The following is a 14,950-nucleotide window of genomic DNA, read 5'->3' on the forward strand; positions in this document are numbered from 1 at the left end:
ACAAACAATGATAGCAAAAAGTGTTTGGAATAAAACCATTCTGTTTTTGTTATTTTTCATTTTTGCTTTTGCAAAAGGTAACGCTCAAATTCTGGAACCTGTAAAATGGACTGCGAAAATTGAAAAAAAATCTGGAAACAATGCAGTGCTGATTTTTGACGGAACGATAGAAAAAGACTGGCATATGTACTCGCAGTTTACGCCAGAAGGCGGACCGCTTGCTTTGGAGATTGCATTTAAAAATCAAAAAGGAAATTATAATTTAGTTGGAAAAGCAAAAGAAGGAAAAACCAAAACAGCTTTTAATGATGTTTTTGGGGTCAACGAAATTTTCTTTGAAGGAAAAGCGCATATCGAGCAGGAAATTACGATACTTAATCCTAATTTAAAATCGGTTGATGTAGATTTCGATTTTCAGGTTTGTAAAGAAGTTTGTATCAATTCAAATAAGAAATTTTCTATTCCCGTTCCAACTTCTTTAAAACTAGAAACTCCAACGACTGTTTCTGAGGTAAAAGCAGATGATACAAAGCGAGTGGGTTTAGCGATTGATACCGTGAAACCAACTGTGGAAACTGCTAAAACTGAAAAAGTAAAAACTGAAGCTGCTAAGACATTAGAACAAGAAAAAAGTCCGGCTGCAGACGAACAAGGAAGTTTATGGACATTGTTTTTTCTTGCGTTTTTAGGTGGATTTACAGCATTGTTTACACCTTGCGTATTTCCGATGATACCAATGACTGTTAGTTTTTTTACAAAACAAAGTAAAACCAGAGCTTCCGGAATTAGAAATGCAATTATTTACGGTATTGCAATTATTTTAATTTATGTTATACTTGGTTTTTCTGTGTCTTGGATTTTTGGTGCAGATGCTTTGAATTCATTAGCAACTAACGTTTATTTTAATCTGATATTTTTTGTCTTATTGATTGTTTTTGCATCATCATTTTTAGGAGCATTCGAAATTATGCTTCCTAATTCATGGGCAAATAAGGTTGATAAACAGGCTGATAAAGGTGGGATAATTGGAATTCTATTTATGGCTTTGGCGCTTGCAATTGTGTCATTTTCATGTACAGGTCCAATTGTAGGTCCTCTTTTATTTCAGGCGGCAACAAATGGAGTTCTTGGACCAATTGTTGGAATGTTGGGCTTTTCTTTAGCTTTGTCTTTACCTTTTATGCTTTTTGCAATGTTTCCGGGCTGGTTAAATTCACTTCCAAAATCTGGCGGCTGGTTAAATACTGTAAAAGTATTTTTAGGGTTTTTAGAGCTGGCTTTTGCTTTCAAATTTTTATCAAATGCAGATTTGGTTTTGCAGCTGCATTTTCTGGAGAGAGAAGTATTTCTAGCGATCTGGATAGCAATATTTGCAGCATTGACTTTATACTTATTCGGAAAAATTACGCTGCCTCACGATAGTCCTTCAGATCGTATTTCTGTAGGCCGATTGTATGTAGGATTATTTTCTTTGGTTTTTACAATTTACCTGATTCCGGGACTTTGGGGAGCGCCATTAAAGTTGATCAGTGCATTTCCGCCGCCTCCAACATATAGCGAAAGTCCGTTTGGAGTAGGAGGAGGATCAGGAAATTCAAATGCTGGTGCAGGAACAATAGAAGGTTTGCCGAAAGGGGCAGAGATAGGACCGCATGGTATTGTGGTTTTTAATGATTATGAAAACGGATTAGCGTATGCAAAATCAATCAACAAACCTATAATGCTCGATTTTACAGGTTATGCTTGTGTAAATTGCCGCAAAATGGAAAATAATGTTTGGTCTGAACCAACAATTTTACCAATCTTAAAGAATGATGTTGTTTTGATTTCGCTTTATGTTGATGATAAACGAGAATTGCCAGCAGAGGAGCAGTTTGTGACAAAGTCTGGAGACAAAATTGTTACGGTAGGTGATAAATGGACTGATTTTATGATCTCTAAATATAAAACCAATACGCAGCCTTTGTATGTGATTACAGATTTGGAAGGAAATAATTTGAATAAGACTAAACCAACCATCAGCTATGTTAATACAGAAGAATATCTGGTTTGGCTGAAAGAAGGAATTTCTAATTTTAAATAATGAAATTTCTTGATTTTTTAGATTTGATAATAAGCGGTGCCTTTGCTTTGTTTGCTTTTTTGTTTTATTTATTAAATAAAGATCAGGTAAAAAGACGCCGAGAAGAAGAAATGAATGAGGCGTTTACACGCGCTGGATCATTTAAATCATGGATCATAATTATATTTTCAGTTATATTCTGTGTGGTGTATTTCTTCTCTTTTATAAATTCAATTGTTACCTAATTATATATATTATAAAGCTTGAAATTAATTCAAACAAAAAGCGCTCTAAGTCAAATTTAGAGCGCTTTTTTTATCAAGAATATGGGGCGGGTTTATTTCATATATTATAAGAATTCACCATGTTGAGAAATATCTAAACCTAGCTCTTCTTTTTCTTCTGTAACTCTTAGTGGTGTTATTTTATTTACAATAAAGAATAATGCATATGAACCTACAAAAGCAAAGATTGAAACTACAACTAAAGCGATCAATTGATTGATGAATAATGTTGGTGTTCCAAAAATTAAACCTTGATTGTCTCCAACTGCAGGATTTATTGCTTTAGAAGCAAAAACTCCAGTTAACAACATACCTACCATACCACCAACACCGTGACAAGCAAATACATCCAGAGCATCGTCAATTTTTCCTTTAGGGAATTTACTCACCACAATATTACTCACAATTGCAGCAAATGCGCCAATAAAAATTGCATGAGAGATGCTTACAAAACCAGCTGCAGGAGTAATGGCAACAAGACCTACAACAGCTCCGATACAAGCACCAAGAGCAGATAATTTATGTCCTAATATTTTATCAAGGAAAACCCAGGCCATAGCAGCAGCGGCAGCGGCAACAGTTGTAGTTCCTAAAGCCTGAACTGCTAAACCATTTGCACCTAAAGCAGATCCTGCATTAAAACCAAACCATCCGAACCATAATAAACCTGTACCTAGTAATACGTAAGTAATTCTCGCAGGGTTTACTTTTTGAATTTTTCTTTTTCCTAAAAAGATTGCTCCAGCCAAAGCAGCCCATCCTGCACTCATGTGTACAACTGTTCCTCCGGCAAAATCAAGAACTCCCATTTTAAAGAAAACTCCATCAGGATGCCACGTCATGTGTGCCAGTGGAGCGTATATGATAATGATAAATAAAACCATGAATAATAAATATGCCCAGAAACGTACACGTTCTGCAAAAGCACCTGTAATTAGGGCAGGTGTAATGATGGCAAATTTAGCTTGAAATAATGCGAATAACATAAAAGGGATAGTTGGGGCAAGGCTCCAAGCTGTACTGGTGCCAACACCTTCAAAAAGTAAATTATGGCTAGGGTTACCAATGATTCCTCCAATAGTAGGACCAAAAGCCAATCCGAAAGCAACAACAACCCATAAAATCGTAACAATTACCATTGCCATAAAACTTTGAAGCATGGTGCTGATAACGTTTTTCTTACCTACCATTCCTCCATAGAAAAATCCTAAACCAGGTGTCATAAGCAATACAAAAGCTGTTGCAACGACCATCCAAGCTGTATCTCCTGTATCAAACTTTACAGCTTCTGCCGGAATTGGGTTGTCGGCTATGATAAAGTTAGAAATAAAGGTTAGTACTAAAATAGTGATAAGAATCACACTTAAAATAATTTTTCGCATAGTTATTTAGTTTTAAAATTTTTGATAAATGTATAAAATGATTCGACACCCCCATAAAAAATAGAGTCTATTGGTTGATTTTTGCTAATTTTTCATTTTATACCCCTCAATTTATTATCTAAGTCTTAAAAAATTAATAAAATTTACAATTTGCTAATCTTGAGTACCAAAAAATGTCCTATTTTGATGCTGTGTTAACATAAAAACCATAAAAAAATGCTTATTTTAAGAGTATTTGCATATAAATAATTAATTATTGGTTTCAAATCATATAATTTTAAAATGAAAAAGGCGTCAACTGATATTTCAATTGACGCCTTTTTTACAAGATAGGTTTTTTATTTCTGATTGAACTTTGCCTTGAATTTATCATTCAGTTTAGTCTGAAAAGTCTCCAAATTAATTGTTCGTCCCTGAATAAAAGCCCATGTTAATTTGTTTGTTCTCATGTCTAAAGCATCACCTTCTGAAATAAATAATGTTGCATCTTTGCCTGTTTCCAAAGTACCGCATATTGTATCGATACCTAATAGTTTGGCAGTATTTGATGTAATTAATTGTAAAGCTTTCTCTTTGTCTAAACCAAAAGCAGCACAAGTTCCAGCTAAGAAAGGCAGGTTTCTCACACTCATACGTTCGTGATCACCGCTGTTTTCAAGACCTACAATTATACCTTTGTCAGTAAGTATTTTAGCCATTTTATAAGGCAGGTTTACATCTTGATCATTGCTTGTAGGCATATCATGAACACGTCTTAATAACACGCCAACGTTGTATTTTTGCAGTAAATCAGTAGATTTATAAGCTTCAAATCCTCCAACTATTACAATCTTTTTAATTTGATTGTTCACAGCAAGCTGAATTCCGTCAATGATTTGTTTTTCTTCATCGGCATGAATATATAGAATTTCAGTTCCGTCAAAAAGAGCTTTAGAAGCTTCTAGAACAATATTTCTTTCTTTTACAGCTCCTTGATTATAAGCTTTGGCATTGGCAAGAAATGCATTTATTTCTTCAACTTGTTTAGGATAATCTTTATTAGGTTCAATTACCCCTGGCTCAAACCAAGATCCTGATCTTTTAAAATTTGAAGGAAAATTTAAATGGATTCCGTCATTTTCTTTTAGAATTGCATCTTTCCAGCTCCAGGCATCCAGCTGTACTACAGAAGATGTTCCTGAGATTGTGCCTCCTCGCGGTGTAATCTGTGCCATCAAAACTCCGTTTGGACGTACAGTTTCAACTACTTTAGATTCAGAATTGTAAGCAATTATACTTCTAACATTTGGATTAAAACTACCAATTTCTTCCTGATCGTCTGATGATTTTACAGCATCAATTTCTACTAATCCTAAAGTAGAATTCGGAGCAATAAATCCCGGATAAATATGTTTGCCGGCTGCATTAATTGTCGTGTCAAATGCACCATCAGCAAGTCTAATTGTTGAAGCATCTGCTACTAAAGTTATTTTACCGTCTTTAAATCCCACAGCACTGTTCTGAATCACAGTGCCATTGCCTAAGTGTGCAGTGGCATTTAAAATCAAAACCGATTTTGTCTGTTTTGGAGCTGGTATCTGCTGTGCTTTTATCTGAAGAGATGCACAAAATAATAGCAGCAATATATATATGTTTTTATTTTTCATTTTATCTGTTTTTAACTTTACAAATTTCTAAAGGCGCTGTTATTCTTCTTCTAAAGTATCACAGTGATATTCTTTTTTCTCTTTTCTGGTTGGTTTCTGTGTGTTACCGCCTTTGTTTTTTTCCTGCAGCATTTGTCCAATAAGAAGATTTCTTTCTTTGGCAACAGCTAATTGTTTTTCGGCATCTTTTTCAATATCAAAATACACAACACCTTCAATGATTGTTTTTTCGGCTTTAGCATAAATAGACAAAGGATTGTCGCTCCATAAAACTACGTCGGCATCTTTTCCTATTTTTAGACTTCCTACTTTATCATCAATATGTAAAAGTTTAGCAGGATTTAAAGTGACAAATTTCCAGGCATCTTCTTCAGAAATATTACCATATTTTACTGCTTTTGCTGCTTCTTGATTTAGTCTTCGGGACATTTCGGCATCATCAGAATTGTAAGCTACGACCAAGCCTTGATTGTGCATAATTGGTCCGTTAAACGGAATCGCATCATTTACTTCAAATTTGTATGCCCACCAGTCTGAGAATGTAGAAGCCCCAACACCGTGTTCCTTCATTTTATCTGCTACTTTATAGCCTTCAAGGATGTGAGTGAAAGTATTTACTCTGAAATTGAATTTGTCAGCAACATTCATCAGCATTAGAATTTCAGACTCTATATAAGAGTGACAAGTAATAAATCTTTCTTTATTGATAATTTCTGCCAAAGTCTGTAATTCTAAATCAACTCTTGGTGCTTTTCCTTTTTTAGAACCTGATTTAAAAGTTTTCCAGCTTTCGTCATATTCTTTTGCACGTTGAAAATAATCTGTAAAAACCTGTTCAACTCCCATTCTGGTCTGCGGAAAACGAGTTGGGTTTTGAATTCCCCAATTAGCTTGTTTTACGTTTTCTCCCAAAGCAAATTTTATAAATTTTGGCTGGTCTTTATAAAGCAGTTCTTCTGGTGCAGAACCCCATTTCCATTTTACAATTGCAGAACGACCTCCAATTGGGTTTGCAGATCCATGTAATAATTGTGAAATTGTAACTCCACCGGCTAAATCTCTATAGATATTGATGTCTTCAGAATTTACAACATCCTGAATCGTAACTTCTGCTGTTGAGTTGTGTCCGCTTTCGTTTACACCTCTGGAAATAGCGATATGCGAATGCTCGTCAATAATACCGCTTGTAATATGTTTTCCTTTTGCATCAATAACGGTTGCACCAGCATCTGAAAGATTTTTGCCCACAGCAGCTATTTTTCCGTTTTTAATTAAAACATCAGTTTCTGTTAAGATTCCTTCTTTTTCATTGGTCCAAACTGTAGCATTTTTGAAAAGCAATGTTTGAGCAGTTAATTTTTTTGAATCACCAAAAGCAACATTTGGATATGTTGTTGCGATAACAGGATTTGGTTTTTCTGCTTTAACAGTATCTTTTACAGCTGTAAACGGACTTGTTTTTTTTGCATTCCAAACCAATTCGTTTCCGTTTGATAAAACAGCTTTTCCAGATAAGTTTTCCGTATTTTCAATGAATCCCGTTAAACGTGTAAAATTAGATTTTACAGAGTCAGCAGGTTTAATGACAAGAGAAATCCAGTTTTTAGAAACGCTGAAAGTGCTTGTTATTTTTGCAGCCGCAGCTGTTGTGATTTCAGATTTTGGAGCTGTTGCAGTTCCGTCAATTTTCCATTTATAACTATCATTTCCAATCGTTAAATCGTAGTTACCGCGAATATCTTTTCCGTCAATATCATTAACAACATATTTAGAACCTTCAACCCAGTTCTCAAATAATACTGTTTTTTCGTCAAATATTTCGCCAGAAGTAATAACAAAATTGGCATAACTTCCTGCTTTTAAACTTCCTATTTCGTTACTTTTTCCTAAAATAGCAGCAGGAATTGTAGTTAGAGCTTCTAAGGCTTTTGTTTTATCAAAACCGTATTTTATAGCTTTTAATAAATTAGGTTTAAAATCTTCTATTTTTTTTAGTTTATCTGTTGTCAAAGCAAAAGTTACTCCGTTATCAGAAAGAACTTTAAGATTTGCAGGAGCTTGGTTCCAGAAACGCATATCGGCCAATTCGATCTGATTGGACAAATAAGGGTTAGAAACATCATAAGCTTCCGGGAAACTTATCGGAATGATAAATTTTGCATTTGTATTTTTGATTTCTTCGATTCTCTCAAATTCATTTCCGCTTCCTTTTAAGACATAATTTAAGCCAAATTCTTTTGCGATTTTAGACGCTCTTAAACTGTTTAATTTATCCTCTGCAGCAAAAATCTGAACCAGTTTTTCGTTAGCAGCCAAAGCCTCCAAAGACAAATCTTTAGTTTCAGAATTTCCTTTTTTATACCAATCCAAATCTAAATACATCTGACGAAGTAAAGCCATCATACCCATTAATGAACTTGGATAGGCTTGATTGGTTAAAGCACTTTTTGTAAATGCAAAGTGATTGGTAATTTTTTCTGCAATAATCTGTTTGCTGTTTTCGGTATTGTTTAAGGCAACCAAAACTCCGGTTCCTTGTGCAATTCCGTCTGGAATATGCGTTCCTACAACACCAAAACCTGCTTTTAATAATTCTTCGGCTTTAGCCGTATCATATTTAAAGGTTTCGTAACCATTTAGTTCAGAACGAATACTTTCATTCCAGTAATATCCTGCTCTTTTAGTATCGTAAAGCAAATTACCTCTTCCAAGGTTTTGATTTCCTTTTGGTTTTTCTATACCAAAACTGGTATAAATATCAATAAACGAAGGATAAATTGTTTTTCCCTGAAGATCAATAACAATACTATTTTTAGGTATTGCTACAGTATTTCCAACCGCGGCAACTTTGCCGTCCTGAACTAATAAAGTTCCTTTTTCAATTTTTTGAGTTGGAGTAACATAAATTGTGGCATTTGTAAAAACAGTAAAATTTTTGTTTTTGTTCTGTACACTTTCGTTAACAGGGAAATAGCTTTGAGCCTGTGTTTTTGTTAAAAAAGCAGTCAAAAAGAATAGTAGTAGGGCTTTTTTCATAGGTTATTTCTTGATTTGCTGCTAAAAATATGAAATATATGTTATACTGCTTTTATTTTTTTTGAAAAGTTTTTTCTTACTTTAGTTAATTATTTGACAAACCTTTTGAAATTGAAGCAGATATAAAATTTTATGGAAAACAGCAGTACAATAAAATGGGGAATAATCGGTCTGGGAAATATTGCAAATCAGTTTGCTGCCGATTTATTATTGATAAAAGACGCCACACTTATTGCGGCGGCTTCTCGAGATAAAAATAAGGCAGATGCGTTTGCTAAAAGGTATAATATTCAGAAAGCATATGATTCTTACGATGCACTTTTTGCAGACGATGAAATTGATATTGTATACATTGCTACACCACACGATTCGCACGCGGCTTTATCTATAAAAGCGCTTGAAAATGGCAAACATGTTTTATGCGAAAAACCAATTGCATTGTCTCATGCAGATGCTTTAAAAATGGTTGAAGCCTCCAGAAAGCATAATAAATTTTTTATGGAAGCTTTTTGGACACGATTTATTCCCTCGGTTCAGGAAGTCTTGTATAAAATAAATAATGGCATTATAGGAGATTTAAAATACATAAAAGCAGATTTTGCATGTTTGATTCAAGAATTGGAAGGAAACAGAATGACCGATAAAAAACTTGGTGGAGGCGCTCTTTTTGATATTGGTGTTTATCCGCTTTTTCTTTCCTATATAGTATTAGGTAAACCAAAAGAAATTACGGCCAAATCTACTTATCATAAAACTGGTGTCGATTTGCAGACCACAATGATTTTGCAATACGAAAATGCACAGGCAGTTCTGCATGCAGGTTTTATTTCAGAATCTGATATGAAAGCTACAATCAGCGGCACTCAAGGCAGAATCGAACTCAACTCACCGTGGTACATGGCAGATGGTTATTCTATATTTAAAGACAATCATGAAGCAGCTTTTAATCTGCCCAATTTTGGTAAAGGGTATGCGCATGAAGCTTTAGAATGTCATTATTGTATTCGAAATAATCAAATTGAAAGTCATCAATGGTCGCACCAAAACAGTTTGGATTTAAGTGAAATAGTAGAAGAAATTAAAAATCAAATCGGATTAAGTTTTTCTTAATCCGATTTCTATTAATTATAGATTATATCCACAACCAACATATTCGATTTTTTTGCCGGCAAAATATTGTTTAAATATTTTCACTTCTTCATTTATATTTTTTAAGTCCTGCTCAATTTTGCTTTTTTCAAAATTCCATATTTTATTATGATTTAAGTCTTCCCATGTTATTGTATTTGTTGTGTGCGTAACATTAATACCTTTGAGCCATCCGCTGCATTGCGGAATACCGCACGAACATGAAAAAATAAAATACGATCCATTTTTTATTAAACTTTCCTGAAGAATATACGAATCAATAATGTCACCCTCATTATATGGTTTTTCTCCATTAATAAATATTTCAATGTCTCCCTGCATCCAGATATTATCCGGTTCACTTAAAACAGCGTATACTTTTAATTCTATGTTTATTGTGTCTAAAGTTTTTTCCATACGAATATAAATGTAGATAATTATAGTTATCAATTAATTTATTGTAATAAAATATTTACAAAAAATACGTTTTTTTCTACTTATTTAAATACTTTTACTATTTCCTTTTAAGATAGATTTATGTTAGTAAAAGTTTACGGAAGTGCTGTGTTTGGAGTAGAAGCAACAACAATTACGGTTGAAGTTCATATGGATAAAGGAATTGGTTATCATTTAGTTGGACTTCCGGATAATGCCATAAAAGGAAGCAGTTACAGAATTGCAGCGGCTTTAAAAAATAACGGTCTTGCAATGCCTGGCAAAAAAATAACCATTAATATGGCGCCCGCCGACTTACGAAAAGAAGGTTCTGCGTACGATTTGACTCTGGCAATGGGAATTTTAGTAGCTTCAAATCAGATAAATGCTCCCGAAATAGAAGATTATATTATTATGGGCGAACTTTCTTTAGACGGAAGTCTGCAGCCCATTCGCGGTGCTCTGCCTATTGCTATAAAAGCAAAAGAAGACGGTTATAAAGGTTTTTTTCTTCCGATTCAAAATGCAAAAGAAGCAGCGATTGTTGCTGGATTAGATGTTTACGGGGTAGAAAATCTTCAGGATGTTTTAGATTTTTTCTCTGGAAAAAGGAAACTCGAACCTACCGTTATCGATACACGCGCTGAGTTTTACAAAACCTTAGATTTTCCAGAATTTGATTTTTCAGATGTTCGCGGGCAGGAAAGCATCAAACGCTGTATGGAAATTGCAGCTGCGGGCGGACATAATATTATTTTAATTGGTCCGCCCGGAGCAGGAAAAACAATGCTGGCCAAACGAGTTCCGAGTATTTTACCGCCAATGACTTTGCGAGAAGCACTCGAAACTACCAAAATTCACAGCGTTGCAGGAAAACTTAAGGAAGTTGGTTTGATGAATCAAAGACCATTTAGAAGTCCGCATCATACTATTTCAAATGTAGCTTTGGTAGGAGGAGGGAGTTATCCACAGCCGGGAGAAATCTCAATGGCACATAATGGTGTTTTATTTTTAGACGAATTGCCAGAATTTAAACGAGATGTTCTTGAAGTAATGCGCCAGCCGTTAGAAGATCGAGAAGTAACTATTTCTCGTGCAAAATTTACAGTTACTTATCCATCTTCATTTATGCTGGTAGCGAGTATGAATCCGAGTCCAAGTGGTTTTTTTAACGATCCGGGTATGCCGAATACTTCCTCGCCGCATGAAATGCAGCGTTATATGAGTAAAATTTCCGGTCCGCTATTAGATCGAATAGATATTCATATTGAAGTTACACCAGTTCCGTTCGAAAAATTAGCCGACGACAGAAAAGCAGAAAGCAGTGTTGAGATTCGCAAAAGAGTTACAGCAGCGCGTGAAATTCAGACATTAAGATTTCAGGAAATCGAAAACATACATTACAATGCCCAAATGAGCAGTAAATTAATTCGGGAGTTTTGCGCATTAGACGAACAGTCTAAACAATTACTGAAAACTGCAATGGAAAGGCTGAATCTTTCTGCTCGGGCGTACGACAGGATTTTGAAAGTATCCAGAACAATTGCCGATTTAGACAATTCGGAAAAAGTTATTTCGCAGCATATCGCAGAAGCCATTCAATATAGAAGTCTGGATCGGGAAGGATGGCTGGGGTAATAATTTTAAATGAATTAAAATAAATCATTTTTAGAAATATTCCAGAAACTCATCTTTCTTCTTGTTTCAAAACCTAGTTTCTCATATAGTTTTACGGCGCCGAGATTAGTTTCTATAACATGTAAAAAAGGAATTTTATTTTCATTAAAAATAGTATTTACAGCGTACGAAGTCAATTGTTTGGCATAACCATTTCCTGTATGATCCGGATGAGTTACAATAGCACTGACTTCGGTAAAGTTGTTCATTTTCATTCGTTCGCCGGCAACAGATACTAATTTTTTATCCTTGAAAATTCCGTAGTAATTGCCTAACAAAAAAGTTTTGTTTTTAAAATATCCAGGTTGAACCAAATTTACCAAATCAAATAATTCTTGTTGATGTTCTTCGATTAATTTAATGATTTCATTATCGTACGATATTTGAACTTTTTCACGAATAATCATTTGAAGGCAAACCAATTCTTTTGCTATTTTCAAAGTGTCAGCAATTTTAGGTTTTTCTCCAACAACAAAGAAATTTTCGCTCAAAAAAGCATATTTTTCTACAGATTCTAAAGTGCTTTCAAGATCTAAAAAACCTCCAAACGGACAATAAGCCGGATCATAAAATTTGGTTCCGTTATAATCTAAAGCAAATTTCTCGTGGTTTTCAGATAATGAATTCCAAACAGGATTGTCTAATCTGTTTTCTTCTGTAATCTTCATTTTATAATTTTATTTGAGGATAAAAAAACTTAAAAGAGTTTGAAACTGCCGGATGCAAAATTGTGGCGTGATTTTCCTGAGGCAGGTAATCAAAATAGACTTTTAGATTTTTGCTTTTTGAAGCTTTAATTTTTTCGGCTAATAAATTTGCATCAACTTCCATTAGTCTCGGAATCTCTGTCGGAGTTAATCCTTCTTTTCCCACTGCAATATAAATTTCAGTCTGCTGTGCAAAATTGTCTTTAAAAATAATTGAATCTTCATTTAAAAGCGAACCATTATTCCACCACAAACTTGGACTGACAATTACATATTTAGAAAAAAGAGATGGTTTTTTAAACAATATTTCTGTAATCAATAAACCTCCCAGAGATTGGCCAATAATAGTTTTAGATTCATTTGTCTTGTATTTTTTGTCTATAAAAGGCTGTAATTCCTTTTCTATAAAAGCAATAAATTGATCCGAATGTCCTGTTGTTGGAAAACGAGTTTTGTCCTTCTCTACGGCAGTCGGAAAAGTAAAATCTCTTCTTCTGTCTACCGTTGCAATTCCGACAACGATAGATTTAGGAACCTGATTGATCCATTCAAAACTGTTGAATTGCACTAAACCCGAAATATGAATAAAATCTTCATCTGCAGAGCCGTCAAGTAAGTAAATAACAGGATATTTTACGGCATCTTCAGGTTTATAACCTTCTGGTAAATATATGTTTAGTGTTCTTTTTTCTTTTAATTCTTTCGACTGAATTTCATCAATAACACCTAAAACAAAAGGTTTGCTGGTTGCTGCAGTTTTTGATATATTATTTTGACTGAAAATTAAAGTTGATGAAAAAAGTAAAAAAATAAGGGTAATGTATTTATTCATTTTTATATTTTGTTGATTGCATTGTTCTTGTTTTTCAAGAAGATCAATTTATTTTTTCAGTCTTAAAAGCACTTTTTTGACTTCATAATCTTTATGTTTATCCGAAAATATTTGATCATCAGGATCTGTGAAAACAAAGTAAAAATCGTTTAGAAAAAATTCACTATTAATTATAGTGGCATTTGTATCATATTGTTTTGGAATTGTTTTTTGATTTTCATTTGTATAAAGTGTATTAGTACTTATGTAAGTGTTTTTAGAATCAATATTTAAAATATATTTTTGACTCGATGTATTAAAATTATGAGATTTTTGGTTGTAAACTAAATTTAGCGGACCACGAATTATGTCTATTTTTTCGAAGGAATTGGCCTTTACAATTATCGTATCTTTATGATTAATTACGACTTCAATATTTTTGCTGTAGCCATTATCAATTATAAGTTCGGTTTTGTTTGATGTAAAAGACAAACAACCTACAAAAAGGGTGAAAATGAAAATCACGATTGTAAATTTATAATTTAGAATGCTAGGTATTTGATACATAAAATATTGACCATCTTCTTTTTCGATGATTATTTTATTGTTAATGACTTCTTGTCTTTTTTTATAAGTAAATCCTAAAATAGAAAAGAGATAAAGCAGAAGCAACAAGAAATATTGATAAAACTTAATTTCAGGAAAAAAGTACAGAATTACATAATTTAAAAATAATGTGAATATTATTGCAATTACCGAAACAAAAAAGAGATGGAGATTTTTTAGTATTGAAAACATTTTTTTAAAATGACTTGGGATTTTGGAAACCGAAAATACAAATTAAAATTCACAAGATTGAAAAAAAAATCCCGTCTTAAATAAGACAGGATTTGTATATACAGAAATTAAATTGTTATGCTCGAGAAGCAAAAATTTCGTCCAAGCCTTCCATAGCAATTGTAAACCCTTCTTTGAAACCCATTTCAATAATTTTCTCTAAATCAGATAGTTTATCATGTTTAATGCTGATATTAACAATGGTAGAATTTCCCTGCTCAGAAAAATTCACATCCCATTGAGAACGTGGAAAATCGGTGTTTAAATTTCCTTCGCTATCGCTGAAAGCGTCCAGATATTTAAAATTTGTTTTCGGACTAATTGAAGTAAAATCTGCAATTGCCCAGTGTTCTTCGCCTTCGGGACCAACCATTGCATACAATCTGCGCCCGCCTTCTTTAAAATCCATGCTTTTCGTTCTGGATTTCCATGGAGCAGGTGCCCACCACTGATCCAGTATTTTGGCTTCTGTCCAGGCAGCCCAGACGTTAGACAATGGTGCATTGAATTCGCGTTTTACATTTACGGTGTTGTTTTCTTTATCTACGATAAAATCCATTTCAAGATTAGTTTTCATTTTCTTTAGTTTTTAAATTTATTAATACTTGATCCAGTTGGTTAAAACGTTTTTCCCAGATTTCCTTAAATTGCTCTAACCATTTATCTATTTCTTTCATTTTATCTATTTTTAGCTGATAAAAAATTTCTCTTCCTTCTTTTCTTTCTTCCAATAAATCACACTCGTTCAATATTTTTATATGTTTAGAAACAGCTTGTCTGGTAGTTTTAAATTGTTCAGCTATTGCATTTGGTGTCAATGCAGTAGAGGAAATCAATACCAAAATGGCTCTTCTTGTTGGGTCTGCAATTGCCTGAAATATATCTCTTTTCATTCTAATTTATTTTAATGCGCAATCAATTAGTTGCAAATATAAGCAACTTTTT

At 33.6% G+C, this 14,950-nt stretch carries 13 protein-coding genes; 4 read left to right on the top strand and 9 right to left on the bottom strand.

Annotated elements, in window-relative coordinates; genetic code table 11:
* Positions 1 to 7: 7 nt before the first annotated feature.
* Both B0A68_RS04265 and B0A68_RS04270 read left to right on the top strand, forming a co-directional pair.
* On the top strand, positions 8 to 2,083 hold the full coding sequence (locus tag B0A68_RS04265; protein WP_035684469.1) for a protein-disulfide reductase DsbD family protein: 2,076 nt from the start codon (positions 8 to 10) through the stop codon (positions 2,081 to 2,083).
* Positions 2,083 to 2,307, top strand: a complete 225-nt coding sequence (locus B0A68_RS04270) for a hypothetical protein (protein WP_035684468.1) — start codon at positions 2,083 to 2,085, stop codon at positions 2,305 to 2,307. Before B0A68_RS04265 ends, B0A68_RS04270 begins: the two co-directional genes overlap by 1 nt.
* A gap of 104 nt (positions 2,308 to 2,411) precedes the next feature.
* Here the strand turns inward: B0A68_RS04270 and B0A68_RS04275 are convergent, their stop codons facing one another.
* The 3 genes from B0A68_RS04275 to B0A68_RS04285 form a co-directional block, all read right to left on the bottom strand.
* Entirely contained in the window at positions 2,412 to 3,728 is a 1,317-nt protein-coding gene (locus B0A68_RS04275; protein ID WP_035684466.1) for an ammonium transporter, read from the bottom strand.
* A 338-nt stretch (positions 3,729 to 4,066) separates the two neighbouring features.
* Complete coding sequence (locus tag B0A68_RS04280; protein ID WP_035684465.1) at positions 4,067 to 5,374, bottom strand: amidohydrolase family protein; 1,308 nt, start codon at positions 5,372 to 5,374, stop codon at positions 4,067 to 4,069.
* Positions 5,375 to 5,413: 39 nt separating this feature from the next.
* Positions 5,414 to 8,410 carry an amidohydrolase family protein gene (locus B0A68_RS04285; protein ID WP_035684464.1) on the bottom strand — a complete coding sequence of 999 codons (2,997 nt, stop codon included), beginning with the start codon at positions 8,408 to 8,410 and terminating at the stop codon, positions 5,414 to 5,416.
* A gap of 132 nt (positions 8,411 to 8,542) precedes the next feature.
* Between B0A68_RS04285 and B0A68_RS04290 the strand changes: the two genes are divergently transcribed.
* Positions 8,543 to 9,520: a Gfo/Idh/MocA family protein gene (locus B0A68_RS04290; protein ID WP_035684463.1), complete on the top strand. Its 978-nt coding sequence runs from the start codon at positions 8,543 to 8,545 to the stop codon at positions 9,518 to 9,520.
* A gap of 15 nt (positions 9,521 to 9,535) precedes the next feature.
* Here B0A68_RS04290 and B0A68_RS04295 read toward each other — a convergent pair whose 3' ends face one another.
* The gene (locus tag B0A68_RS04295) at positions 9,536 to 9,955 is read right to left on the bottom strand and encodes a hypothetical protein (protein WP_035684462.1); all 420 of its coding nucleotides are present in this window, start codon (positions 9,953 to 9,955) and stop codon (positions 9,536 to 9,538) included.
* 120 nt (positions 9,956 to 10,075) lie between these two features.
* Here B0A68_RS04295 and B0A68_RS04300 point away from each other — a divergent pair, with 120 nt between their 5' ends.
* Positions 10,076 to 11,611 (top strand): YifB family Mg chelatase-like AAA ATPase, encoded by a 1,536-nt coding sequence (locus tag B0A68_RS04300; RefSeq protein ID WP_035684460.1) that lies wholly within the window; start codon positions 10,076 to 10,078, stop codon positions 11,609 to 11,611.
* 14 nt (positions 11,612 to 11,625) lie between these two features.
* Here the strand turns inward: B0A68_RS04300 and B0A68_RS04305 are convergent, their stop codons facing one another.
* From B0A68_RS04305 to B0A68_RS04325, 5 genes are all read right to left on the bottom strand, one after another.
* Positions 11,626 to 12,318, bottom strand: a complete 693-nt coding sequence (locus tag B0A68_RS04305) for a GNAT family N-acetyltransferase (RefSeq protein WP_035684459.1) — start codon at positions 12,316 to 12,318, stop codon at positions 11,626 to 11,628.
* 1 nt (position 12,319) lies between these two features.
* On the bottom strand, positions 12,320 to 13,189 hold the full coding sequence (locus B0A68_RS04310) for an alpha/beta hydrolase (RefSeq protein ID WP_035684457.1): 870 nt from the start codon (positions 13,187 to 13,189) through the stop codon (positions 12,320 to 12,322).
* 48 nt (positions 13,190 to 13,237) lie between these two features.
* Positions 13,238 to 13,966: a hypothetical protein gene (locus tag B0A68_RS04315; RefSeq protein WP_035684456.1), complete on the bottom strand. Its 729-nt coding sequence runs from the start codon at positions 13,964 to 13,966 to the stop codon at positions 13,238 to 13,240.
* Between the two features lie 115 nt (positions 13,967 to 14,081).
* Entirely contained in the window at positions 14,082 to 14,582 is a 501-nt protein-coding gene (locus B0A68_RS04320) for an SRPBCC family protein (RefSeq protein WP_035684454.1), read from the bottom strand.
* Positions 14,572 to 14,898 (bottom strand): ArsR/SmtB family transcription factor, encoded by a 327-nt coding sequence (locus tag B0A68_RS04325; RefSeq protein ID WP_035684453.1) that lies wholly within the window; start codon positions 14,896 to 14,898, stop codon positions 14,572 to 14,574. Before B0A68_RS04325 ends, B0A68_RS04320 begins: the two co-directional genes overlap by 11 nt.
* Positions 14,899 to 14,950: the final 52 nt, after the last annotated feature.

Origin of the sequence: Flavobacterium reichenbachii (genome assembly GCF_002217435.1) — a bacterium.
Classification (GTDB): Bacteria; Bacteroidota; Bacteroidia; order Flavobacteriales; family Flavobacteriaceae; genus Flavobacterium; species Flavobacterium reichenbachii.